Genomic DNA, 24,285 nt, shown 5'->3' on the forward strand with positions numbered 1-24,285 from the left:
CCGAGGCGCGATTGATCTAGCCTGGAGGCCTGGCACCTCCATCGAGTGCGGGCGCTCTCAAAGCCAGCCGCCGGTGAAACCGGCCCGGCGCAGTCCGGTGACGATCGGCTGGCTGCGGCGCATGATGTTCCAGAGCAGGCCCGTCCTGAAGTTTTCGATCATCAGCACGACCGGTCCCTGGTCTATGCCGAAATGATAGGGGCTGACCCACCAACCCGCATCATTGCCTTCGACCGCATAGGTCTGGTTGAAGGATGGTTTGAAGCCGTAAAGATGCGTCATGCCCAGATTCATCTGTGCGAAGTTTCTGACGGTCGGAATGACGATCTCCGGGGCGAAAGGCAGTGATGCGACGACCACCCATGGCGAGACGGTTCCGTCGTCCGGTCCGAACGGCGCGCCGCGGGCGATATAGTCGAAGAACTCCCTCTCCACGCCGTCGAGCTGCTTCTTCGTCCATCCCGGTCCGTCGCAGGCGGTAAATCCCCAGCAGTGCTCGCCATAGCCGCGAAAGTTCATCGGATTGCGGATGGCATACTCCTGCTGGACGTAGGTCGCCTGGCGGCTATTCTGGAAGTAGTCGGTGTCGCGGTCTCGCATGAAGGCGTCGCGGATGCCGCGGAAATCGATCCACATATGCGAGAGCTGGTGGGTGAAGAGCGGTCCCGAGTAAAGCAGTTCGCGCCCGTAGATATTTCTCCACTCGTAGCTTTCGGTATAGGCGGCGTAGGCCTCGGGCGGCAACGGATGGGTCGGCGACCCCAGCCCGAGGATGTAAAGCAGCAGGCCCTCGTCGTAGCCGCGCCAGCGATAGGGAATGAAGCCGCTTTCCGGTCGCCACCCGTGGGTCAGCGTCAGTCCGTGATCGCAGGCCCAGTTCCAATCCGCCCGTTCGTAGAGCGCGTTGGCAAGCATTCTGATCTTCGCCTCGTCGGCATCCTCGCCATCGAAGTAGGCGGCTGCGGTCAATGCTCCGGCGAACAGGAAGGCCGAATCGATGGTGGACAGTTCGCACTCCCAGACCCGGCGGCCGGTTTCTATGTCGAGGAAATGGTAGAAGAACCCCTTGTACCCCGAGGCGTCGGGTTCCGGGCCTTGGGGACAACCCAGCAGGAATTCCAGCCGCTTTCGCGCGATCTTGGCGGCAAATTTCCGGATGATGACGCCGCGCTCGACGACGACCGGGATCGTTGCCAGCGCCATTCCGATCGCGGCGATACTCGCCGGAGCATTGGGCTCGGTCTTGTCGCGAACGAGGCCGTTGTCAGGATTGGTGCATTGCAGATAGTACAGGAGCGTCGTGAACTGCAGACGGCCGAGATCCTGTTCGGTCGGCATCCGATGCAGCTCCGGAGCAGTCGAGAGCGTCTGGGACATGGTCTAACCAAGGATTGCTCGAACGTCGGGGAAGCGACCGTCATCGGCAAGCGACACTTTCGCCTCGGTCAGCGGCCCGACGTACAGCACGGCGAAACGTATCCCGCGGCAAACCCGGGCGTTGTTGTCCGGCAAGTACGTCGGAACGCATGGTTCCTTTCAAGTCCGGTCCCGGTCAGACGTTGTCTCCCTCAGTAGAGGTTCTCGGGCGCGCGGGCGGGGTCGTGCTCTTCGCCCCCCATTTCCATCCGCTGATCTGAGGCATGTCGTCGCCGTATTGTTCGATGTGCTGGCGATGCTCGATCAATTTCGCCTGAATCGCCTGTTTGAAATAGGCGGCGCGCGCACCGAGCTGCGGCAGCCGATCGATGACGTCGCCGACGAGATGGAAGCGGTCGAGCTCGTTCAGGACCACCATGTCGAACGGAGTCGTCGTCGTGCCTTCCTCCTTGTAGCCGCGCACATGGAGGTTTGCGTGGTTCGTCCTGCGATAAGTGAGCCGATGGATCAGCCACGGATAGCCGTGGAAGGCAAAGATGATCGGCTTGTCCCTCGTGAAGAAGCCGTCGAAGTCGCGGTCCGACAGCCCGTGCGGATGCTCTTCGGCGGGTTGCAGCTTCATCAGGTTGACGACATTGACGACCCGCACCTTCAACTCGGGCAGGTGTTCACGGAGCAGCTGCACCGCCGCAAGCGTCTCAAGGGTCGGGACGTCGCCGCAACAGGCCATGACGACATCGGGCTCGCTTCCCTGGTCGCTGCTCGCCCAATCCCAGATGCTGAGGCCCATGGCGCAATGCCTGATGGCCTCGCTCATCGTCAACCATTGTGGCGCAGGCTGTTTTCCGGCGACAACGACATTGACGTAGTTGCGGCTGCGCAGGCAATGGTCGGTCACGCAGAGGAGGGTGTTGGCGTCCGGCGGCAGGTAGACGCGGATCACGTCGGCCTTCTTGTTGACGACATGGTCGATGAAGCCGGGGTCCTGATGGCTGAAGCCGTTGTGGTCCTGTCGCCAGACATGGGAGCTCAGGAAATAGTTCAGGGAACCGATCGGCCGGCGCCACGGGATTTCGTTGCACACCTTGAGCCACTTGGCATGCTGGTTGAACATCGAGTCGATGATGTGGATGAAGGCTTCGTAGCAGGAGAAGAAGCCGTGGCGGCCGGTGAGCAGGTAGCCTTCCAGCCATCCCTGGCACTGGTGCTCGCTCAGCACTTCCATGACGCGGCCGTCCGGCGAGAGATGGTCGTCTTCCGGATAGATTTCCGCCATATAGCAGCGATCAGTTACCGCCAGCACGTCCTGCCAACGGTTGGAGTTGTTCTCGTCCGGACTGAATAGACGGAAATTCCTGCTCTCGAGGTTCGCCTTCATCACGTCGCGCAGGAACATGCCCATCATGCGGGCCGACTCCGCCACCGGCGCGCCGTGGCCGTTCACCTCCACGGCGTAATCCCTGAAATCCGGCATCTTCAGGTCACGCAGCAGCAGTCCGCCATTGGCGTGCGGGTTGTCGCTCATCCGGCGACGGCCCGACGGGGCAAGCGAGGCGATTTCGGATTTCAGTCGGCCGCTCTCGTCGAAAAGCTCCTCGGGCCGGTAGCTTTTCATCCATTGCTCGAGTATGCGGATGTGTTCCGGCCTGTCCATCTCGCCCATGGGCACCTGATGCGACCGCCAGTAGTCCTCGCATTTCTTGCCGTCGATCTCCGGCGGGCAGGTCCAGCCCTTCGGCGTCCGAAAGACGATCATCGGCCATGCCGGGCGCTTGAGATTGCCGTTGGAGCGCGCATCGTCCCAGATCTGCCGGATCTCGGCGACGGCGGTGTCGAGCACGCCGGCAAGCGTCTGGTGGACGGCTTCGGGATCGCTTCCCTCGACGAAATAGGGCCTGTAGCCCATGCCCTCGAAAAACTTCCGCAACTCGTCTTCCGGGATGCGGGCGAGGAAGCAGGGGTTGGCGATCTTGTAGCCGTTCAAGTGAAGGATCGGCAGGACGCAGCCGTCGCGGGCCGGATTGAGGAATTTGTTGCCCTGCCATCCCGTTGCAAGCGGGCCCGTTTCGGCTTCCCCGTCGCCGACGACGCAGGCGACGATCAGGTCGGGGTTGTCGAATGCCGCCCCATAGGCATGGCTGAGCGCGTATCCGAGTTCGCCACCCTCATGAATGCTGCCGGGCGTCTCCGGCGCGACGTGGCTGGGTATGCCACCCGGGAAGCTGAACTGCTTGAACAGCCGCTGCATGCCCTCCGCATCCTGGCTGATGTTCGGATAGAACTCGCTGTAGGTGCCTTCGAGGTAGGCGTGCCCCACCAGTGACGGCCCGCCATGGCCGGGGCCGATGATGTAGATCATCTCGAGGTCGTCGCGCCTGATAACCCGGTTCAGATGCACATAGAGCATATTCAGACCGGGCGACGTACCCCAGTGGCCGAGCAATCGCGGTTTTACATGCTCGCGCTTCAGCGGTTCTCTCAGGAGCGGGTTGTCGAGCAGGTAAATCTGGCCAACCGAGAGATAGTTGGAGGCCCGCCAGTAAGCATCCATCAGACGAAGATCGTCTGCTGACAGGGGTGTGGCCAGAATTTCGTTCGCTGCGGATTTCTTTCCCTTTGCCGTCTCAAGCGAAGTCATCGAAGCCTCCTTACAAAGTCGGGACTCTGTCGCGGAAACGCTGCTGATCTTGCCGGTGTTGGGCCGGTCCTGCATCTGAAAATGCTGGGCATAAGACCGGTGCCCCAATTTCGCACAAAACCGGCCCGACGCACAGAAAAAACGACTGAGTTGCAGAGCGGCCTGGTCGCTGTGCGACCGGACACCGCCGGGCGTTCCAGATATCGTTCGCCTAATCTGCGGAGGTGCGGGCAAGGGCACATAAAACGAGCCTGGGACGGGGCGCGTCGATGCGCCACTTTCACGACTTGAGTGGGAACACTCGCGTTGTCGGCGCGACCTGTAGAACCGTATCGGAAAGAACATGCAACCCTTGTCAACGCCGACTGCAACTGTCACGTTAAGTGGCTTGCTTCACACTTGCACGAGGGGGAGAGCACATGGCCCACAAATTCGAGATCTTCAAGGACAAGGCTGGCGAATACCGTGTCCGCTTCAAATACAACAATGAAGTGATGTTTGCGTCTGAAGGCTATGCGGGCAAGGCGAGCGCTCAGAACGCCATAGAGTCGATCAAGAAAAATGGTCCCGATGCACCGGTCGAGGACAATACCTGAAGCCGGCTCGGATCGAGAGGATGCCCGCCGACTTTCATCAGCGGGCTTCTCAGATGAGGGCTGCGCCTCCTCACTCCGCCTTCGCGCCGCCTAGGAATTCTTCGCACCAGCTCGGGCCGGTCGGCCGCTTGCGGTCGCCGGCGATGCGGATCGAGCGGATGACGTAGTCGGACGAGACGGTCAATTGCACGGCGCAGCTCAAATACTCGGTGCGGGCGGCCGAGATGCGCTTGCCGCGCTTGCCGTCGGCGGTCTTCTCGTATTCGGCCGGGATCCTGCGGGTCTTGTAGCCGCCCTTCCAGCTGTAGACCGTGTCGCCGCCCGTTTCGACGTCGGAAAGCGGCGGGCCGAACTGGGCGAAGTAGGTGCCGGCCGGCTGGCCGAGCCAGCGCTTTTCGACCGCGTTTCTCGCCACACCGGTCGTCGTCGTGCAGCCGGCAAGCGCCAGCACAAGGCCGGCCGCCGTCATCATGCGGAAATTCATGTCTCTGTCCCTTTGGTCTGTGCTCGAATTCTGCGGCGCGGAAGGCCGGAGTCCCCCGGATTTCCTTGCGTTCCGCGTGGCTCTAGCGCCAAAAGCGACGAAAGAAAATCGCTGTGCGACCTTGCAAATCAGGAAAATCCGAAGCGTTGCAGAAACGCCCTATTGCCACGCATGGGCGAGAGCCCGAGGGCGCTTCCGCGGGCAGAATTTTTTGGGCGAGGCGGGGTTCTTTTTTGAGTTAGGCGCTTGTGAAAACGAAAATGCTGATCTATAGAGGCGCCGCTGGTACGGAGTGTAGCGCAGTCTGGTAGCGCACCACGTTCGGGACGTGGGGGTCGCGTGTTCGAATCACGCCACTCCGACCAGTGGAAGCTCTTGAAAGAAAAGGGCTTTTCAGGGTCTCTATTGGGCTGACAGAAACTCCCTCTCGAAAATCTGACAGAAATTCTGACAGAAACGCTGTTTTGGCGTCTTGAACTGCCACTTCGTTTCGCCTGCCGGCTTCAACTCCCAGTCGTTTCTGCGGCAATTCTCCTTCGCGGCTTCTGATATCCGCGACGTCGACAGTTTTGCGCTTGTCGACCTGCTATTCGATCTTTCCGTTCGGTAGCTTCTCAGATCTCGTCCTCCTCGGCAGCAACTGGCGCAACGATGCCCATCTTCCCCTCGAACAGTGGGCTTCATTAACTTAGCGATCGTCATATCGCGTCTGTCGACTTGCCGGACGGAATCGAGCCCGGCATGGTGCCGTCAAAACTGACACGGAGGTGACACATGGCTAATTTCGGCGCACCCGCACACACCGCCGCGCTCGGCAACGCGGCCGGGATGATGATCATCGCCGCCGGCGCGCTTGGCTTGGCAAATGCCGTTGGCGACGGCCTCCGTGCCGCGAAGGAAGCCCGCTATCAGGCCCGGTACAACGATGCTCTGGATACCGCGATCTCGCATGCCGAACAGATGGAAGCGCTCGCGCGTACGGCTATGGAACTGCTCGCTGAACTTGAGGGCGACAACAAGCGGCTCCGCGCGGCCTGCCGCCAGCGCCAGGAAGTTATCGATCTTCTGAAGGCCCGGGGGCGCGTATGAAGCCTGATCTTACCGACGAGCAATGGCGTCGGATGAAAGAAGAGTTCGGTGACGTAGCGGTTGAGAACCCGGGCATGCTCGCCGATTTACTCGATATGCTTACCTCAAAAAAAAGCGAAAGGACCAGGACAAGGAATGAGAAGCCCGCCCTCTCGGCGCGCTATCTCGCGAGTTTGAATTGCTGACCGTTCTCGGACTTCAGCATCCGTGACCGAACCTTCCAGAGCACCTGTTCATGCTCTGTCATTTCCTTCGGAGCTTCCGAAATTTCGACGCTACGAACAACCGGGACGCCATGTACGCCATGGTCCGCGCCCGCGATAAACTTCCGGATCGCGCCAATGCCAGCTTTGGACAAGGCCTTGAGTTCGTTGTCATCCATGGTCAGCAACGTGGCACGGATGTCCTTGTTCAAGCCGCCGAGGTCGATGGTCGGCCGTGCCTTTGGAAGGGCGCTGGCGTATTTCGTCACCGTCGAGATACCGTCGCGGTCCAAGTCGTGGACAGCGGCCTGTCTCCGGCGGGCTTCGTCGAATTCATCGAGCAATTGCGCCGACGAAACATCGGGCTTGTATTCGGGGGATGGCATTCCGCCGCCGCCCGAGCCGAAGATTATCGAGAACGGCCACCTCAGGAATTGCTCTGCCCAGTTCAGTATTCCCAGCGCGCCCCTCCAAAGGCATGCGAGGGCATTCGCGATTACTTTCAACATGTCATCTCTCCCTGTTATTGACACGGAGATCGTTGCGTCGTCGGTAGCAATCCACAAACCGCTGGCGAGTCGCGTCAGAGTCCGGAGATGCATCGTCAGAAATCTTGGATATGCGGGACCGCGAGCGGCGCTCAGCACCGCGCCGGCAGAGCTTCGTCATGCGGCTTAGGACCCGAATACCTGACGTGCCGCCTGGCCTTGGCGATGAACTCGAATGAGAGATTTAGCCATTTCGGCGGCTTTGTCTTATCTGGCAAGCCCGAAGTAGAAGCGCACAATACAAAGATTCACCCCGAATGCGGGTGCAATCTTTACACGAATTTCAGGTTCCGCTAACTCAAGTCTGGGCGGAAACCGGGGCCGAAGAAATTGGATATCGTGTTCACGGCGGGCATCTTTGCGCGCGATCTTGTCTTGGCGCTAGCCTCGTTGCTGAAGCAACCGCCGGCGCCTGGTCTGTTCAGTCTCTTTCTCGTCATCTTGTTGGTGATAGCGACCCTTTGGTTCTGGGCGGTCGTCCGGAGAAGAGTGGGCTTGCTTAGGCGAGCAACGAAGCTCGTGCGGAAGAGCCGTGGGCCAGAGGAATTTCGGGAGCGGTTCCAGGAAACCTACGACGAATTGACGTCCTGGTCGGGAGCGGATGCCGGTCGGTTGGCGGACACCTGGGACGAATTTCGCGAGACCACCATCGAATCCCAAGGGCAGACCGGCATTCGGAACGCTATCCGTCCGTCAGTCTTCTTTAATCTCGAGGAGATGGGCTTCAGCGTTTCGGGCTGGCGGGTCGTGCCGAGCCTCTTCGTCTCGGTCGGGCTGGCGGCAACATTCCTCGGTCTTATCGCCGCCCTCCAGGAAACGGGCAACAGCCTCAGTGCAGGCGGCGACCAGGCCGCGGTGATGAAGGCGCTTACACAGCTTCTGACCGTTGCGTCTGCCAAATTCATCATGTCGCTCACCGGACTGCTCTGTTCGATCGTCTTCACCGTTGTTATGCGCGTGCGCAGCAGCGGGCTTGAACAGGAAATGCGGACTCTTACGCACGCGATAGAGACGCGGATGAGTTTCGTCAGTCTCGAGGACCTTGCCGAGAAGCAGCTGAAGGCTATCGTCGAGCAGCGCGATCATATGCAGAAGCTCAATCACGAGCTCATCGCTGCCATCTCCGAACCACTGCAGAAAGCCGCGGCATCCGGCATCAATCATGTCGACGAGATGGTGCAATCGCTGGCGGGATCTTTGACGCAAGGCCTGGTCGGTGCGATGTCGGCAACGAGCGAAAGGCTAGAAGCGGCCTCTGGTCGCTTGGAAGGACTTGCCGCCACTCTCAGCGGGGCAGCCCAAGAATTCTCTCAAGCCGCCGAGCGTACAGCCGTGGGTCTGGATGGTGCGGCGAGACGGCTCGAGCTGGTCTCCGACAATCTAGCGAGAGCCGGCAATGGGCTTGCCCAGGCTGCGGTGCCCGTCGCGGAGTCGGCGAACAAGACCGCCGAAGCTACCCAGCAGATCGCCTCCTCGAGCATCAACATGGTGGAGAGCGCACGCCAGACCATGTCGTCGGAGCGTGAGATGGTGGTAGCAGCAGCCAATTCCATTCGAGAACACATCAAAAGCTTCGAGACGCGGGCCGCGGCTTACGACGGACAGTTGGCCGCTGCCTTCAGGACGTTTACGGAGCAGATCTCGCGATCGATCGGCGAAGTCGAAAATCACGCGAATAATGTCCATGGCCAGTATACGGAAGCGCTTTCGACCCTCCAAGGGGTGATCGAGAATGCGAAGGCGTTCACACCTGAGAGCGCGAGGCCGTCGGCATGAGGGGTAGGGGAGGCGCGCGCCGTCAGGAGGAAGAGGAAGAATCGGTCTTCATATCGATGGCCGACATGACGATCAGCTTTCTGTTCATTCTGATGATCCTGCTGGCTTTCTTCGCGAGCCAGTTCAACGTCTCCGATACCGTGCCTCGTCCCCTGTACGACAGCCTGAAAGACGAGAAAGACCGCATCCAACGTGACATTGATGCGATCGCTGAGATTGTCGAGGCCAACGGTCGTCCGGTGGTGACGGCGACCCGGGAGATGAAGGACGAGCTCGAACGTCTGCGCAAGCTTCTCAACACTCCCGAGAAGGCAAACAAAATGGAGGTCTATAACTCGGCAGTCGCCGACGCCCGAAAGAATCTGCTCACAAGCCTGAAAAGCGAGATCAACAGCCGCATACCCGGCGTGAATGTCGCAGTCAGTGCGAATTACGACGCGCTTCAATTCGCGGGAGATGGACTGTTCGACTCCGGCAAAGAAGTGCCGACTACCGTCGGGGCGGTTCGCATGCGGCAGATTGCGGAAGTCCTGGACCAAAACCTTGGCTGCTATTCACTGGGTTCGAGGAGAGCCTTCACTGAAAACTGCAATCCGGCTTTTGCACTGATTGACTCGTTGCAAGTCGAGGGACATACGGACAGCGTCGGTAGCGAGGTCCTGAACATGGACCTCAGTGCCAAGCGAGCTGCGTCTATCTACGCACTTATGATTGAGCAAAAGCCGGATCTCGTGCTTTATCAGAACCGGGACGAGCAGCCGGTCTTGTCGGTCGCCGGCTTTGGGAAGGGACGGCCCATACAGCAGAACGAGACAGAGAGCGGCAGAGACGCTAACCGCCGTATCGACCTTCGCTTCATCATGGTGGTCCCGTCCAAGGAGACAGATATCGCTGACATACGGCGGGCGCTCTCGGGGGAGCCTTGACGTGTCACTCCTGGAAACGCTTCGTGCGATGCCTCATCGCAAAAAGTTCGAGGGCAAGAGCATCGAAGGCTTGAGCCAGGCGGTGCAAGCTGTCTTCCAAGCCTTTCCGGAGTTCAGTCGGGTCTCTCCTGCTACGCTCGAGCAAATGAAAGCCAAGATCGCGGCGGCCGTTCGTGACTGGGAATGGGGGAGCGTCACTGTCGGGGAAGTCGGGATGCTGGCGAGCGCTGCCTTTGGGCGTGCCGAGGAACTCGACACGCAGACACTCAGTTTCGTGCGACGGGAAGTCCAAGCCACAACCAATCCGGTGCTTCTCGACGCGGCTGCTGAAGGGTATTTCGCGGGATGGTCACGCGGCGGTCAACTGACGCGATGGCTGGCCAGCATCATGCAGGAACGGTCGTCACATCTGTCGAAGCGCTGGCAGAGTGTTTTCGTATCCATCCCGCAGGCGCTTGATGCAAACCACGCTCCCGAGCACCTTGCCGAGCGAATGGTCATGGAGCCTGACCCGTATCGATGGCTGGCGGGGGCAGGCGTCGCCTCGCCTCACTCGGGTAACCTGATGCAGGAACTGCATCAGGCTTGGTTGCGGACGCTCCCCGAGATCAAGACTGATGCGCAGGTCGCGCACGTGTTCCGATGGATACTGCCCGAAGGTCGAGCGAGGGCGAGCGATAAAATGGCCGCCAGTGCCATTGAGAAGTTACTGAGTCCGTGGCTCCACAAAATGCCTGAACAGGAATACCGGAAGGCACTCCTGGATCGTATAACGGATGCATACGGAGATCCTCGAAATAAGCGCCCGGAGTTCTGGTCTCTTGTCAGTGCGCCGTGTCGAGGCGTGTTGGTGCGATGGCTTGCCGGGGCGAGTATGGATGCCCTGTTGTCGGTAATCACGAAATCGACTGCCAATCATATGTGGCCGCCACGGCATGATTTTTGGAAGGGGCTCTTCAACCGTGGCCTTGTCGACGAGGCATGGGTGGCGTTGTCGCCCGCTGCGGCTGCCATTGCTCAAGACATGTTCGCCAAATCCGTAAACGCCGCAAGCATGGCAGCAGGTAGGCAGACATCGAAAGCTCGCAAAGATACCTGTCTGCTCGTAATGCGTATAGGTCGATACATCGTGGTCGAAGGGTCACATGACTATCGTGTCCACATGTTCTCGGACGCAGATAGTCGCGCGCCGAAATTGTATCAGGCGAGCTATGACGCTGAGGCTCTTATCCTTGGGGCCGGCCATCCCGACACAAGAATTCATGATCAACCCGGACATTGGAAGAGATGGGTGGAGGAGCGGGTGGTCCGATGATCAAGTTTGATTTTCGAGCCGATAGCCAAGCCGCGTACGTCACCGTTGCGCCGGAAAAAAGAGGATGGCTTGCCGCATTCCGGCGCCGTGAGGCGGTCGATCTGCGGGCTCTGACGAAGGCGGAGCGCGCCACAGCGTTGGCCGTTGCTCGCCTGAGGCATCTGGATCCATTGGGTGAGCTGCATCAGATAGCCGAGAATGGTCTCGTTATCCGCCATCCGCTGGTGGCGCAGCTGGACTCGAACACCGCTTCAGCTCTTGGGCTTCCCCGTTTGATGACCGGTTATGTTTTCAAGGCGAAACTTGCCGGGACCGTTGGAAGCTCTGACTTCGGCATTGATTGGTGGTGGGAAAAGAACGGTCGGACGGTTGCCTTGCCGCTTCAGGGAGCTTTTCTCGGCTCCGCTGCGCAGATGATGCGACTGCCAAGCCAGATCTATTCCGCCATCGAGCAGGCGAATGCCCTCAAGGAGCGATCATCGGTTACCGATCATTGGCTGGAATTGGGGAAGTTCCGCCGCCTGTTTGACGCGTCGGATGAACCAGCATCGCGGGAGAACCTGGAAGGATTCCTGCGCAACCTTTCGGTGGTTACCTGTGACTCGGTCGGTATCGCGTTCGATGCCGAAGATGAGACGAAGTTCTTCCCGCTTCCTTTCGTCGGTTCGCCTGAACCGGATCCCGACAGAGACACCGCCGATGTCGCCGCCCTCAAAGGCCGCGAGCTGAATGAATTTCGTGACGGGGCCATTCGACGAGGAGCTCAGCCGGCCTACCGGGTTGCCGACGGCAAGTTCCTGATAGTTGATCGCTCCGCCGCACCTGTCCTTGATGCCATCGCAAGGAATGCAAAGGCAGATGAAGCGGGGCGACGCGCATTTATTGCAGACGCTGGCCGGATAATACAATCGGCGATCGAGCGTCAGATGGAAGACGACGGGCGCATAACCGCCCTCATGAGCCCGGCTGCCAGGGCAGAAAGGGTCGAGCAGGAAACTTCTCGAGTGTGGATCGAGACCACCGAATGGGTGTCTCGCGTCCTCGGCGTCGCCAAATGGCAGGTGACGGAAATCGAAGGGATGCAGAGTTCAGGGACGAAATGGTTGAATTCCTCCATCGATGCTGAGCTGGCCGATCGTCTTTCTCAGATCGAGGATGAACAGCTAGCAGAAGTCGTCGAGGCCCTCCGTACCGCAATCGCCGAGCACACACCTTTGATCACGCACGAGGTTGGCGACATACCTGCGATCGCCGAAGTCCTTGAAGCGCTGTCGAGACGGTTGGCTGAGTACTTGAGGCAGAAGCCAATCGATGCACCTTCTGTTTCGCTGGATGCATACCTGCCGGTGACGCACGACAACTTCTGGGAGGTCGACTTCAAGGCCGCGGTACGCCCGCGGGGAAACGAGGCAGAGTTCAAGTTTCCCGAAGCCGTCAGGACCGCACTGCAGCCCCATCAGCTGACCTCGCTCAAATGGCAGGTTGCGGCTTGGCAGGCAGGTATTCCCGGCGTTCTGAACGCCGATGAGCAAGGGTTGGGAAAAACGCTTCAGACGCTGTCATTCGTGGCATGGCTCAGGGCTGAGATGGATGCCGGCGCCGTTCCGCACCGACCTTTCCTTGTTGTGGCTCCAACGTCGCTGCTTCTGAACTGGGAAGCGGAGATAGATCGACACCTCTCCGCTCAGGCTCTCGGAATTCCGGTGCGGTTGTATGGCTCCCATTTGGCCGAGTTCAAAAAGGAAGGTCTCTCGGGGCAAGACATCCGCGAGGGCGAAGCATTGCTGGACCTGGACAAGATCCGGTCTCTCGAGAATGGCGCGCCCGTTGTGATAACCACCTACCAGACGCTCGCGAACTTCGCGATCAGCCTGATGGATCTCCAATGCGCGGTGGCGATTTTCGATGAGATCCAGTTCGTCAAAAACCCGGTGACAATGCGAGCCAAGGCGGCAAAATCGCTCAATGCGGATTTCCGGATCGGACTGACCGGGACACCGATCGAGAACGCGACCAAAGACCTCTGGGCGTTGATGGACCAACTCTTCCCTGGGGCGCTCGGTGCATTGGCGCAGTTCAAACGGGTCTTCGGTCTCCCCACGGAAGAGAATATGTCGGCCCTTCACCACGCTTTGTTCTCAGGGCAGCATGAGCGTCCGCCCTTAGCGCTCAGGCGATTGAAGACCGATGCCGCCCCTGGGCTGCCCACAAAGGTGCGGATCTTGCATCCTCGCGAGATGTCCGAACCTCAGATGCTGAGATACGACGAGGCTCGCCGCAAGGGCGGCATGATGCTCGCGCTCCTTCATCACATCCGGCGGATATCGTTGCATCCCGGTCTGCTGGAAGGCGAAACCACAGAGGAGTTCAGCGCTTCGGCGGCACGCGTCGACGCGGCGATGGACATTCTGCGTCATATCAAATCAAAGGGCGAGCGTGCTCTTGTATTCGTCGAGAACCGAGATGTCCAAGCCTGGTTCGCCGAAGTTGTGCGGTTGGAATTCAATCTCGACACTGTGATGATCATCAACGGCGACACGACCATCGACGCCCGTAAGGAAATCACCGACCGCTTCCAACGACACCTAACGAACGACGGTGGGTTCGACGTCCTGGTGCTTGGACCAAGAGCCGCAGGCACCGGGCTGACACTCACCGCAGCCAATCATGTCATTCACCTGAGCCGTTGGTGGAACCCCGCAGTCGAAGAGCAGTGCAATGACCGCACCCACCGCATCGGTCAAACGAAGCCTGTTACGGTTCATATTCCGCTCGCAGTTCACACACGGCTGGGCGCGGGCTCTTTCGACTGTCTTCTGCAGCGCCTCATGAAGCGGAAACGTACGATCGCAGATCGCGTTCTCTGGCCAGCCGAGGCCACCGAGAGCGAGACTAGGATGCTCTACGACGCGGTCGTCGAAGCTTCGGATGTAGAGGTTGGGAGCGAAGCGCTGGAGTTGGATGGCGTACTCGAGGGCAGAACCGACCTGACCGCCGAGATGCTGGACGGGAATGCAATCCGCATACGTCCTCGGCGCGGCGGAGCGTCAATTGTCGTCTCGAGTGGCCGGACTGTCCCATCGAGTTCCATCCGTTCCGATACCGATGCCGCCGTTGTATCGATGCAGGTGCATGGGGTTGGCAAGGAGATGCCGGTCCCGCATTCCAGACTGACGACCGGTACGCTTTGGCCAGAGTTCGTCCTGCCTGAGTAAACGAATTCATAGGATGCCGCCGCCCCCTGCGCAGCCAAGCAAATGGGGCAGGCATTCTGGAGCAATCTCCATGTCGGCCTATCGAGACAGCGCTCGCGTCAGGATTCCCTCATGTACGAGCTCTGGGCCGCGGCCTTCTGCTCGTAGTTCAATGGCCTTCATAATCTTTAAGCCTTCGTGGCTATGCCGCCAATCTCGGGATGCTTCTGCGGCCACGCAGAGATAATTTGTGTTTCTGCAGACACTGCTTTTGAAGTCGCCGCCTCGATCGGCAATCATCCCATGAATCGCCTTCCTGGGACCAAGGGTGAACTTCCCGGTCAGTACGAACATCCGTTGGTCGAAGACTATGTCGTTGTGGTCTTCAAGCGCACCCTCGAGGACGCCGACATTCCCGAAGGTCGCAATCCCTGTGTCAGTTGCGCTGTCCCCGACCAGATGAGTGATCCAGGTGCAAATGTCGTCCGATTCCTCGGCCGTGATCCTCCCGTCGGCGATTGACCGTTGCGCGGCTGCCTTGAGGTTGAGTACCCGCCGATCTCCCTGTACCCGTGGATAGCTTTCCAGCTTTGTGAGCAAGCTCTCTATCTCTTCGAGGCAGATGCGATTGTCACAGGCAATACCGGCGCAAAATCCATAGAGCTCGTTGATCTCATCCTTTTCGCTCTCGACGACGAAATCTCGCGAGCGCATGGCTACAATATTCTCGACGATCTCGTATATTTCATTCGGCTCGTTCTTCCATATGCGGAGGTCCTCAATGAGCTCAAGCGCATCGGGATCGTGAAGGAGACTGAGGAAGTTCTGAGCTTCCACTGCAAGCGGGGCGTACTCGGCGGTCTCGACTTTATTGCTTGCAAGGATCCCTTTTAGAAAACCCAGCCAGTATGCGAGGGCCTTTCTATTGTTCGATCTCGCGTGAAGTCGACCGAGCGCCGCTCCTTCGTGTTCGAGTGCATTTTTCCGCGGACCCGTTGTTTCAACCATTATATCCCCCTTTGTAATCTATCAGTCGGACTTCCTCAAAAGTCCGAGACACACCGCACACCGCTTTCCGAAAGTGTCGAAGAGGCCGAAGGCGTCGCCTGCAATTCGACAAGCCTCGCCATTTCAAGATATCTGCAGAAGGCATTCGCCAGTTGCATCTGGCGAGGCGTCTTGCATTCCGTCTCGAACAGGTCCGGTGAGGCGACGAGGATGGCCATGCATTTCGCGCGGCTGATCGCCACGTTCAGACGGTTCGAGCTGTACAGGAACTCCATTCCGCGCGGTGCGTCCGCATGTGTGGATGTGGCCATCGAGTAGATGGCGATAGGAGCCTCTTGCCCCTGGAATTTGTCGACCGTGCCAACGTGTGCTTCCGGAAGGCGTTTCTGGATCTCGAACACATGTGCGTTGTAGGGGGCGATGATGATGATGTCCTCTAACGCCAGCGGTCGGGACACACCTTTCCGATCGGTCCAGTGCACCCCGGAGCCAAGCAGTGTTTCGACGATCCGCTCTACCGCGGCGGCTTCTTCGAGGGATCGCGACTGGTTGCCAAAATGGGCAACGGGGACGTAACGCAGACCTGTTCCGGTGAATGGCCCGGTCGACGTCGTGGATTGCCTGTGACAGTCGGCCTCCGACTGGAGCTTGCCCTCGTAGAATAGCTCGGAGTTGAACGCGGTGATGTCTGGGTGCAGCCGCCAGGTTACTTCCAGGAAGAGGCCTTGCTCCGGCAGGATCGTCTTGTGGCCGCAAAGAAGGTGATCGAGTGCAGACACGTCCGTACCGTCGGGATGAGAGCCCTGGGTTGGTTGCTCCAGTTGCTGCGGATCCCCAAGAAGTACCAGTGTCGGCCCAGCCTGCGAGACGGACAGCACATTCGCAAGCGACATTTGCGCAGCCTCGTCGACGAACAGAACGTCGATGGTGCCAGCCGCGTCCTCGCGGGCCCAGAAGAACGCCGTTCCGCCCAGTACCTGCACTTCCCCGGACGTGATCGCGGTGACGGCTTCGCCATTGTCCGTGAAGAAATGGATATCGTCGGTGTTTTCTGTTTTCGAAGAGATCTTCTGGCCTGCCTGAACTTTGGCGTCGCTTTCCCTCGCGACTTCAATCACCTTGTCGATCAGGTTGCGGATGACCTTGTGGCTGTTGGCCGTGATCCCGACCTTTTTGCCTTCTTTGATCAATGTGCAGATCATATAGGGCCGCCCAATCCTGCTTTTTCGTCGAGCAGTTCCTCCGATGTCAGGTCGCCAAGACGGAAGTATTCCCACCAATTCGACTTTGCCTCACGTCGATGCCAATCCAGGCAATAGGCCAAAATCCACTTTCCGTGTTCGGCTGCGGTCCTTTCGGCTACGTCGACAGGGACGTTGTAGGTGAGGGCCCCAATGAGCGCCGCAACGCGTGCCTCGCTCTCCGACAAGTCTTCGCTCGGTTCATCCTTTTCGGGCGCGGGGCGCTCGACAGCGGTGCCGGAAGCAATGATCTCCGTGCGCAATTGTTCCAGCCAGTCGCGCAAGGCTTCCGTGGAGCGGCAATCGTCATCGTTGTAAGTGGCCACGACCGCCTTGATCTCGTCGGAGACCGAGACAACGTCGTTGACCTGCAGCGCCACCTGCAGCGCCGTGAGCGCAACGTTCGCCTCCCGCAAAGGCGTGGCGCGGACGAACCCGTAAAACGCTTCTAACTTCTTGATCGAATAGCTCTCGACACTCGCTCGGACGGCATTGCGCACCACAGTGTAAAGATCGACGAGGACGTTGCCGCGCAACAGTCGGTCGACTTCGCTTTCGCGCGTGGCATAGCGCCCCATTAGGCGCTTCAACGTCGCCGGCTCATATGGCGCATAGTGATAGATGTGGAGGTCCGGGAACTGCTCGCGACGCGAAGTGACAAAATCCATGAACCGCTCGAAGATGGCCTTCTCCGTGTTACGGTCGAACGCCCAGTTGGCTAACCGCACGTAGTCTCCGGCCTCGTTGCGGTAGTGGTATCCGAAAAGGTATTCGAGCCCGTGCTCTCCGATGAATGGATCGCCTTCGATGTCGAAAAAAATGTCACCTAACGATGGCTCGGGCAGGCGACAAAGGCCGGTGTCCGGTACGACTTCGAGCAGATCGTAAAGCAGCTCGCCCGCTTCGCGCGCGCTCACTTGGATGTGCGCTTGTGCCCTGGTCTTCTCGAAACTCGCGGCGGAGCCACGGTCCGGCTTCCACGGAAACGGGGAAGGGAGCTGTGCCAACGCCTTTGTCGTTGATACAGCGTGTGCGCGTAGCTCCGCGATCTGCGATTTTGAGATGTTCGCGACAAGGGACAGATGGTCGTCCTTCCGCCAGCGAGTCTGGCATGCATCGGCCCATCGGCAAATGTCGCAATGTTCAGTGGGTTCCGGATAGTGTTCGCCCGAACCGGCGCCGGTGGCCTCCTCCGCCGCCCTCCGTGCCTTTCGGAAGAAAGCACCATAGTCCGCGACGCGGAATGTCTGCGGAACAAAATTCGCCCAAGGCACCACAACGTAGACGTTCTCAGGCGCGATACCCTGCATCACCCGGAGGAGATCGGCGTACAAACTCAGCTGGAGCGTAAGCGGGTAGGTCATCCCACGTATCTTTAAGGCCGCTGAACGGTCATTCTCTGCATGAGTCATGCGGAGAAACCTATGAGCGACAGTGTGAATCATCATCGAACATTCGAGGTCCTGACGGCCGAGCCGGTGCGGTCTCGACGCAAGCCACGTCATTGGTCGGACGAAGAGAAGGCGCAGCTTGTCGCTGAGGCGCTCTCGCCGGGAGCCAATGTGTCGGCGATTGCCCGGTCTCAGGGATTGGACCCGTCGCAGCTCTATGCGTGGCGTCGTAAGGCGCTTTCGTCAGGAATGGTCGCGCCATTGACGGAGGGACCGAGCGCGCCAGTCAAGTTCACGCGCTTTGAGGCGGTGAGCAGTTCAATGGTGGAAATCGTCGTGGGCGATGTCGTGGTGCGCGCCGGCGGCGATGTCGATGCCGATCACTTGGCCAAGATTCTCCGGGTGGTCCGCACGGCATGATCGCTTCCGGTGTGGTGGTTTACGTGTCGTGCCAGCCGGTCGACTTCCGCAAGGGCGCAGCGTCTTTGATGGCGCTGGTCCGAGATGGCGGTCTCGACCCTTTCAATGGCTCGCTTTACGTGTTCCGGTCGAAGCGGGCGGACCGGGTTCGCATTGTCTGGTGGGATGGCTCAGGCGTCTGCCTCTATTCGAAAACCCTGGAAGAGCAAGGCTTCTGCTGGCCGGGCATATCGGCGGCGCGGATGCGTCTGGACCATCCGCAACTGATGGCGCTTCTGGCTGGGCTCGATTGGAAAAAGATCCGCCCGGCCAAGATCAGGCGGCCGTTGTTGACGGGCTGAAACCGGCCTGCGGCAAGATGAATCATGTGCCTGTAATGATTGGGAAAGCGGCTGTCTTTGTGCTCTATTGCCTCCATGGATTTGCCCGTTTCCGATCTTCCCGACGACGTCGATGCGCTGAAAGCGATGATCCTTGCGATGGCGCGCGAGCAGGCTGCGAACGAGACCCGGCTTGCGGCCGCGGCGGCAGAGGTCGAGCGGCTGAAGGCCGTCGAAGAGAGCGCCAACGAGCGGATCGCCAACCTCACGGCGATCCTGAAAGTTTTGCAGCGCACGCAACATGGCAAGCGATCCGAGCGGCTGCGCCTGGCCGTCAATGACGAACAGGTTTCCTTTGCGTTCGAGGAGGTCGAAACCGGCCTTGCGGCAATCCAGAGCGAACTCGACCGCGCGGCCGGGGACAAGCCGAAGCGTGCGCCGCGTCCGCGCAAGGGCTTTGCCGCTCATCTCGAACGCATCGAGGAGGTTATCGAGCCGGAAATCCCGGCCGACTGCGCGGGGCTGGAAAAGGTTCTGATCGGCGAGGATCGCTCCGAGCGGCTGGACGTGGTGCCGCCGAAGTTCCGGGTGATCGTGACGCGCCGCCCCAAATACGCTTTCCGGGGCCGCGATGGCGTAGCCCAGGCCCTGGCACCGGCACACCTTATCGAAAGCGGCCTGCCGACGGAGCGGCTGCTCGCCTATATCGCCGTGTCGAAATACGCCGATGGCCTTCCGCTTTACCGGCAGGAGGCGATCTATCTGCGCGATGGCGTCGAGGTCAGCCGGTCGTTGATGGCGCAGTGGATGGGGCATCTGGGCTTCGAATTGCAGATGGTCGCCGATTATATCCTCGAGCGGGTCAAGGAGGGCGAAAGGGTCTTCGCCGACGAGACGAGCTTGCCCACGCTTGCCCCCGGTTCCGGGAAAACCACCAAGGCCTGGCTGTGGGCCTACGCACGCGATGATCGACCCTACGGTGGAACCAGTCCGCCGATGGTTGCCTATCGCTTTGAGGACAGCCGGGGCGGCGATTGCGTGGCGCGTCATCTCGCCGGATTCAGCGGCATCCTGCAGGTTGACGGCTACTCAGCCTATACCAGCCTGGCCAAGACGCGGGCCAAAACCGGCAGCAATGAACCCATCCAGCTCGCAGGCTGCTGGGCCCATCTGCGGCGCAAGTTTTACGATCTGCACATCAGCGGGGTCTCTCAGGCCGCAACGGAATCGATCGTCGCCATGACCGAGTTGTGGAAGCTCGAGGACGAAGTCCGCGGCAAGAATGCCGAGAGCCGCGCGGCGCGACGCCATGAAGAATCCGCGACCATCGTCGCCAGCCTCTTCGAGCTTTGGGAAAAGGAGCTTGGCAAGGTCTCGGGAAAATCCAAAACCGCCGAGGCGATCCGCTATGCGTTCACCCGGCGAGAGGCACTGGAATGCTTTCTGACGGACGGTCGCATCGAGATCGACTCCAACATCGTCGAACGGGCGATCAGACCCCAAACGATTACGAGAAAGAACAGTCTATTCGCCGGCAGCGAGGGCGGTGGACGAACCTGGGCGACGGTGGCCACCTTATTGCAAACGGCCAAAATGAACAGCGTCGATCCGCTCGACTGGCTCTCGCAGACCTTGACCCGCATTGCTCAAGGCTGGCCAGCATCCGAAATCGAAGCGCTCATGCCCTGGAACTTCAAGCCTGACGTTATCGGCTGACCGCTTACGCTGGAGCACCGTTCCGGCTTTGGTTTCGCGAGCGAGTTTCGTGTCGATAATCTCATAGGACCACGAACCCATCTGACTCGGTTCTTCCACTCGCGTCAGAACATCGGCTCGTCCGATCCAACGTCCGTCTCGCAGGGCGGCCTGAACTATGATTTGTTTCCCGGAACGCATCGCTTCCAAGGTTGCGCCAACGGTTTCGTCATTGACTTCTATGCCTGGGATCGCAATTGCCTCCAGTCCCCGTCCCTTGAGATGGTCGAGGAATTCGGCTTCGTGCTTCAACCCACGTTCCTGGAGGATCTCCAGCAAGGGATCCCATCGAGCGGGTTTGGCCAACGCGCCTTGGGCGACCTGGAGATCAAGATCCGTCAGATGGCGGCAGTTGAGATGGCCAACCAGATCATGCGCGCCGAGGATGATTTGAGTGCCGATTCGCTGCATGTTTCAACTGTAAGCGGTATTATGCGCGCTGTCTAATGTTTGAATGTAAGCAACGCGCGTCCTGAGAGACGATACCTGCTCAACGCGCGCTGAAGTTACATCGTCCGCTCGATTTTTCGTTGGGGTTGTGTTGACGTTTTTGACGTCTGAGGGGGGCAAAAATATGAGAACTTTGGGGCTGGCCATTGCCGTCGCATTGGGGCTGTCCAGCTGGACCGATGAAACTGAATTCCGATGCTAGTTGCCTGAAGCCTTTCGAGAACTCGTCGGCCACGCTCTTTATGCGCGCCTTCGTTCGTCATCTATATCCCGGCACAGGAATGATGGTGCCAGTAGAAGCGCTCGTGCTCCACGGCGTCTCCCGGCAACATGCCGTGCCAAGTGCCGGCAAGGACGGCTTCATAGCACGCCTCGACCAGATCCGGGACAAGTCGGCGGTGGCGCTCAGCCGCAAGGGCGCCGTCTTCACGCGACCGGCGCTGGTCGCCGAGGTCGAGTATAGTGCCTGGACCGAGGACGGGAAGCTGCGGCATCCGTCGATCAAGGGGCTTCGGGAGCGGGCGGACGATACCATTGTGTTTGAGATAGCGTGAGTTGAAGAGGCGAGATCGGGGAAGCTCCGCTAGGAATAGAACCGAAGTGTGAGTCGGTTGCCTTCAAAGAGCCCTTGCGAATTTCGGCGTCGTCAGGGAATTGTATCCAGTGTGATCGGGACCGCGATGTGGGCTTGACCATTCGCACTCGGCTGAACGTCAACTCCACACAAGCGAAGCACGTCGAATGCCGTTTCACCAAGGACCAGCATATCGTCGTGGCTCTCCCAATGGTCGCGCCTGTCCCACAGATCCCTGAGTTGCGAGACGAGCTCAGTGATGCCAGCAACGAATGCCTGATCGTTGGTTGGCAATTCAATGGTCACGTCCGTTAAGTCTCCGGAGAATCCATCCAGGTGACCGAAAAGGTAAGATGCCATGCGCAGCGGCTCGATGACGGCTAATCCAACCTCGTTGAAGACCCGCAAGGCGTCGCCGTGAGTTCTGTAGGCTTTGATGGCCTCGCGCGCTTCCCTACGTGCTGGTTCCAGCCGAAGTTTGAGCGCTTCTCTAAAACCGTCGCCCTCGTTGGGAGCAAAGTTGGCGGATGCACGGCAAACCGCGTATTCGCACCAGAAAGCTTCGGAAAACTGGCGGAGACATGCTGGGACAAATCCCAGAGACTCTTCATTCAGCAGCGTGCCGGGAAACTGCCTATTGCGCCGAGCGTGTTCCTCTACATGCGCGCATTCATGCGCGATCAGCGCCAGCGCCAAGTAAAAAAGCCCAGAGTCTGCCTCCTTTAAGGCAAGACAGGACAGCGCTTCTGCGGCGAACACGAGATGCGTCTTCACGTCGTCAGCGCGCTTAACAAGAATGGCTTTGCCGACGCCGGTCAAAATGCCGTCTTTAGTGCGCTCTTCCGGGCGCAGGCCCTCAATACCGCGATCAAGATCGCGCAGTGCTGCGTCATAGTCGACTGCAATAGTGACCCCGTCCAACGAGCTGATATCAATAAATCTACCGACCTCATGAAGGAGGTGGATCACGCCGTTTCCTAGTGCTTGGGCAGTATCTTGGCTGCCAAAACCTTGAACGCTCACCGCGATGTCCGGTAGCGACGTAAGCAGTTCACTCTCTGTGCTTAGATCGTGCGAATCAGTGGCCATGACAGCCAATATACAGTCCGTCTGGCTGGTCGCACACTTATACCAAAGCTGCGGCATGACTCCCGCACCCTGGCGAGACTCGCAACTCAAGCGCGCAACCATGCCATCACTCGACTTCCCGTCTCCTTTGTGCTTCCATACAAAAGCGGGATCTGCAATTTTGGTTTGAGTGGGACCAGATGTGCGTCGAGCCATCCCAGTTAAGCCGCCGTGCTTTCGTGCTCGGCCCACTTCTGCTTCTACTTCCAAATGACGCCAAGGCGCGCAGGCGATGGGGCGGTGGAGGCGGAGGCGGAAATCACACGCCCTTCGCGCTGGTCATAGGCGGCGTGCTACTTTGCGCGATACTTGTCGCCAATTCCGTGTTTGGTCGCGACGTGCCTCCAAAGGGACAGGCAAGCCGCGAGCGTCGCGTGAGGCCGTGGGGAGGTCCACCAAATTCAATCCGGCCAAACGCACGGCGGCACCTAAAAGGGGTTTATCCCCTTGGGTGTTTGTGTTGCCTCTCGCTGGCATCGTGATAGGTGGAGCCTACGGCTGGGCGACCGTGCCGCCGGAAGACACCATTTCGGCATCCTTCCCCATATGCGCATCGGGCGCGCGGACAACGTGCGTCGTGGATGGTGATACGTTCTGGCTCGACGGCATCAAGTACCGGATCTCGGACATCGATACGCCGGAGATCAGCGAGCCTAAATGTGCCTGGGAGCGGGAACTCGGACAGCGCGCCAAGTATCGGCTGCAGAGCCTGTTGAATGGCGGTTCCTTCGGCCTCAAGGCCGGACTGCGCGATGCGGACAAATACGGTCGGAAGCTGCGCGAGGTCTACCGAGGCGGCCGATCGCTCGGAGCTCAACTCATTGATGAGGGACTGGCGCACCGCTGGCTTGGCTTCAAACAGTCGTGGTGCGGATAAAATGCGCCAAGAGGGGCAGATGTCGAAGTATGATGGGCTTCCACACCGCTGGCCAACTATCACAGTGCTTTATACCGTCATGTGAATCGCAAAAATCATGTCCGGTGAGGGACAATTCGTTGCCCAGCAATACTAGAATAAGATCGGGAACTGACTTCCGATAAGGAATGTTATCGGTAGTCAGCGACGGAACAGGGCATGTTAGCGATTTGAACGTAAGATTTCGTAGCTACAACAAGCCAACTTGAAAGCTCCCGTTCCATGTTCTTGTCAGCAACCTTGCAGCACTTGTTTGCGCCGACACGAATACCTCAGAATTGACCGAACTTAATTGTAGTCTTCCGCATAAGCCGTCGTAGAACTTTGTCAGGAAAGCGCCAGCACCGGAGATGCCCGATGGTTCCAAATGGCAGCCCTGCGCTTGCGGCTGGCGATGGGTTTCCTGATCGACGGCGGTTCTTTGTGTCTCGGGTTCCTGACTTGACGATTGACGCTTCTCAATCTGATGGACAGGAGGGTCCCATGACAGAGGAGAAGACCACCCGGCTGCGTGAGCGGATGATCGAGGACATGCGCATCCGCGGGATGGGCGATAAGGCGCAGAAAGGGTACATCCGGATTTCGCCGCCTTACTGCAGCGCACACCCGACACGGCGACGCCGGAGGAGTTGCGGGCCGATCAGCTACACATGACCAATGCCGGAGTGACGCCCTCGACATTTCAATGTCCGGATCATCGCGCTCGGTGCGGGCGCGAGGAGATGAAGCGGTACATGCAGTTAATGCTCTCCTCCTGTTAGGAGTTGCCTCGTCCCTCATCGTGGTACTTTCATTGTTAGACTTTTTGACCTAAGTTATAGCCGGAATGGATGACGGGCTTTTCTGATGATGCTACTGGGTGCGCCTCCGAAATGTTGAATAAAGATACCTTGAACCCTGCGCCCCACGTTGCGACTTCGAAGCCGATACCGCTGC

21 protein-coding genes and 1 tRNA gene are annotated in these 24,285 nt (G+C 59.2%); 14 read left to right on the top strand and 8 right to left on the bottom strand.

What is annotated here, in order from left to right; all coding sequences use genetic code 11:
• Positions 1-57 precede the first annotated feature (57 nt).
• Together NGR_RS14190 and NGR_RS14195 are read right to left on the bottom strand one after the other, a co-directional pair.
• Complete coding sequence (locus NGR_RS14190) at positions 58-1,377, bottom strand: glucoamylase family protein (RefSeq protein ID WP_164924200.1); 1,320 nt, start codon at positions 1,375-1,377, stop codon at positions 58-60.
• 175 nt (positions 1,378-1,552) lie between these two features.
• Positions 1,553-4,015 (bottom strand): phosphoketolase family protein, encoded by a 2,463-nt coding sequence (locus tag NGR_RS14195; protein ID WP_164924201.1) that lies wholly within the window; start codon positions 4,013-4,015, stop codon positions 1,553-1,555.
• A 419-nt stretch (positions 4,016-4,434) separates the two neighbouring features.
• Here NGR_RS14195 and NGR_RS14200 point away from each other — a divergent pair, with 419 nt between their 5' ends.
• Positions 4,435-4,611, top strand: coding sequence for a YegP family protein (locus NGR_RS14200; protein ID WP_012707150.1), 177 nt, complete (start codon positions 4,435-4,437; stop codon positions 4,609-4,611).
• Between the two features lie 70 nt (positions 4,612-4,681).
• Here NGR_RS14200 and NGR_RS14205 read toward each other — a convergent pair whose 3' ends face one another.
• Entirely contained in the window at positions 4,682-5,095 is a 414-nt protein-coding gene (locus tag NGR_RS14205) for a hypothetical protein (RefSeq protein ID WP_012707151.1), read from the bottom strand.
• Positions 5,096-5,383: 288 nt separating this feature from the next.
• Between NGR_RS14205 and NGR_RS14210 the strand changes: the two genes are divergently transcribed.
• Together NGR_RS14210 and NGR_RS14215 are read left to right on the top strand one after the other, a co-directional pair.
• A tRNA-Pro gene (locus tag NGR_RS14210) sits at positions 5,384-5,460 on the top strand.
• A 409-nt stretch (positions 5,461-5,869) separates the two neighbouring features.
• Entirely contained in the window at positions 5,870-6,184 is a 315-nt protein-coding gene (locus tag NGR_RS14215) for a hypothetical protein (protein WP_012707153.1), read from the top strand.
• 160 nt (positions 6,185-6,344) lie between these two features.
• On the opposite strand, the gene NGR_RS14220 is transcribed toward NGR_RS14215, so the two are convergent.
• Complete coding sequence (locus NGR_RS14220) at positions 6,345-6,896, bottom strand: hypothetical protein (RefSeq protein WP_012707155.1); 552 nt, start codon at positions 6,894-6,896, stop codon at positions 6,345-6,347.
• 528 nt (positions 6,897-7,424) lie between these two features.
• On the opposite strand from NGR_RS14220, the gene NGR_RS14225 reads away from it, so the two are divergent.
• From NGR_RS14225 to NGR_RS14240, 4 genes are read left to right on the top strand one after another with little or no spacing between them, the layout of a single operon-like run.
• Positions 7,425-8,711, top strand: a complete 1,287-nt coding sequence (locus tag NGR_RS14225) for a methyl-accepting chemotaxis protein (protein ID WP_240545184.1) — start codon at positions 7,425-7,427, stop codon at positions 8,709-8,711.
• A 56-nt stretch (positions 8,712-8,767) separates the two neighbouring features.
• Positions 8,768-9,637 (top strand): OmpA family protein, encoded by an 870-nt coding sequence (locus tag NGR_RS14230; protein WP_240545185.1) that lies wholly within the window; start codon positions 8,768-8,770, stop codon positions 9,635-9,637.
• A 1-nt stretch (position 9,638) separates the two neighbouring features.
• On the top strand, positions 9,639-10,952 hold the full coding sequence (locus NGR_RS14235) for an EH signature domain-containing protein (protein ID WP_012707159.1): 1,314 nt from the start codon (positions 9,639-9,641) through the stop codon (positions 10,950-10,952).
• Positions 10,949-14,167, top strand: coding sequence for a DEAD/DEAH box helicase (locus NGR_RS14240; RefSeq protein WP_012707160.1), 3,219 nt, complete (start codon positions 10,949-10,951; stop codon positions 14,165-14,167). Before NGR_RS14235 ends, NGR_RS14240 begins: the two co-directional genes overlap by 4 nt.
• Before the next feature lie 78 nt (positions 14,168-14,245).
• On the opposite strand, the gene NGR_RS14245 is transcribed toward NGR_RS14240, so the two are convergent.
• The 3 genes from NGR_RS14245 to NGR_RS33130 are packed head-to-tail and all read right to left on the bottom strand — an operon-like array spanning position 14,246 to position 17,759.
• Positions 14,246-15,154: a helicase gene (locus NGR_RS14245; RefSeq protein WP_012707161.1), complete on the bottom strand. Its 909-nt coding sequence runs from the start codon at positions 15,152-15,154 to the stop codon at positions 14,246-14,248.
• Between the two features lie 35 nt (positions 15,155-15,189).
• Positions 15,190-16,356, bottom strand: coding sequence for a DEAD/DEAH box helicase (locus tag NGR_RS33125; protein WP_240545186.1), 1,167 nt, complete (start codon positions 16,354-16,356; stop codon positions 15,190-15,192).
• Complete coding sequence (locus NGR_RS33130; protein ID WP_240545187.1) at positions 16,353-17,759, bottom strand: TM0106 family RecB-like putative nuclease; 1,407 nt, start codon at positions 17,757-17,759, stop codon at positions 16,353-16,355. The genes NGR_RS33125 and NGR_RS33130 overlap by 4 nt, the downstream gene beginning before the upstream one ends.
• A 60-nt stretch (positions 17,760-17,819) precedes the next feature.
• Between NGR_RS33130 and NGR_RS14255 the strand changes: the two genes are divergently transcribed.
• The 5 genes from NGR_RS14255 to NGR_RS14275 all read left to right on the top strand — a co-directional run bounded on the left by NGR_RS14255 (position 17,820) and on the right by NGR_RS14275 (position 21,285).
• Entirely contained in the window at positions 17,820-18,206 is a 387-nt protein-coding gene (locus tag NGR_RS14255; RefSeq protein ID WP_012707164.1) for a transposase, read from the top strand.
• Positions 18,203-18,547: an IS66 family insertion sequence element accessory protein TnpB gene (gene tnpB, locus NGR_RS14260; protein WP_012707165.1), complete on the top strand. Its 345-nt coding sequence runs from the start codon at positions 18,203-18,205 to the stop codon at positions 18,545-18,547. The genes NGR_RS14255 and tnpB overlap by 4 nt, the downstream gene beginning before the upstream one ends.
• 75 nt (positions 18,548-18,622) lie before the next feature.
• Positions 18,623-20,242 carry an IS66 family transposase gene (gene tnpC / locus NGR_RS14265; RefSeq protein ID WP_164924202.1) on the top strand — a complete coding sequence of 540 codons (1,620 nt, stop codon included), beginning with the start codon at positions 18,623-18,625 and terminating at the stop codon, positions 20,240-20,242.
• A 162-nt stretch (positions 20,243-20,404) separates the two neighbouring features.
• Positions 20,405-20,728 carry a hypothetical protein gene (locus tag NGR_RS14270; RefSeq protein ID WP_012707167.1) on the top strand — a complete coding sequence of 108 codons (324 nt, stop codon included), beginning with the start codon at positions 20,405-20,407 and terminating at the stop codon, positions 20,726-20,728.
• A gap of 284 nt (positions 20,729-21,012) precedes the next feature.
• The gene (locus NGR_RS14275; RefSeq protein ID WP_193377894.1) at positions 21,013-21,285 is read left to right on the top strand and encodes a hypothetical protein; all 273 of its coding nucleotides are present in this window, start codon (positions 21,013-21,015) and stop codon (positions 21,283-21,285) included.
• Between the two features lie 92 nt (positions 21,286-21,377).
• Here NGR_RS14275 and NGR_RS33135 read toward each other — a convergent pair whose 3' ends face one another.
• A complete protein-coding gene (locus tag NGR_RS33135; protein ID WP_240545188.1) occupies positions 21,378-22,394 on the bottom strand; it encodes a hypothetical protein in 1,017 nt (338 codons plus the stop codon).
• 616 nt (positions 22,395-23,010) lie between these two features.
• On the opposite strand from NGR_RS33135, the gene NGR_RS33140 reads away from it, so the two are divergent.
• Positions 23,011-23,310 (top strand): thermonuclease family protein, encoded by a 300-nt coding sequence (locus NGR_RS33140; protein WP_240545189.1) that lies wholly within the window; start codon positions 23,011-23,013, stop codon positions 23,308-23,310.
• A 522-nt stretch (positions 23,311-23,832) separates the two neighbouring features.
• Positions 23,833-24,003, top strand: coding sequence for a hypothetical protein (locus NGR_RS14290; protein WP_240545190.1), 171 nt, complete (start codon positions 23,833-23,835; stop codon positions 24,001-24,003).
• Positions 24,004-24,285: the final 282 nt, after the last annotated feature.

Origin of the sequence: Sinorhizobium fredii NGR234 (genome assembly GCF_000018545.1) — a bacterium.
GTDB classification, from domain to species: domain Bacteria; phylum Pseudomonadota; class Alphaproteobacteria; order Rhizobiales; family Rhizobiaceae; genus Sinorhizobium; species Sinorhizobium fredii_A.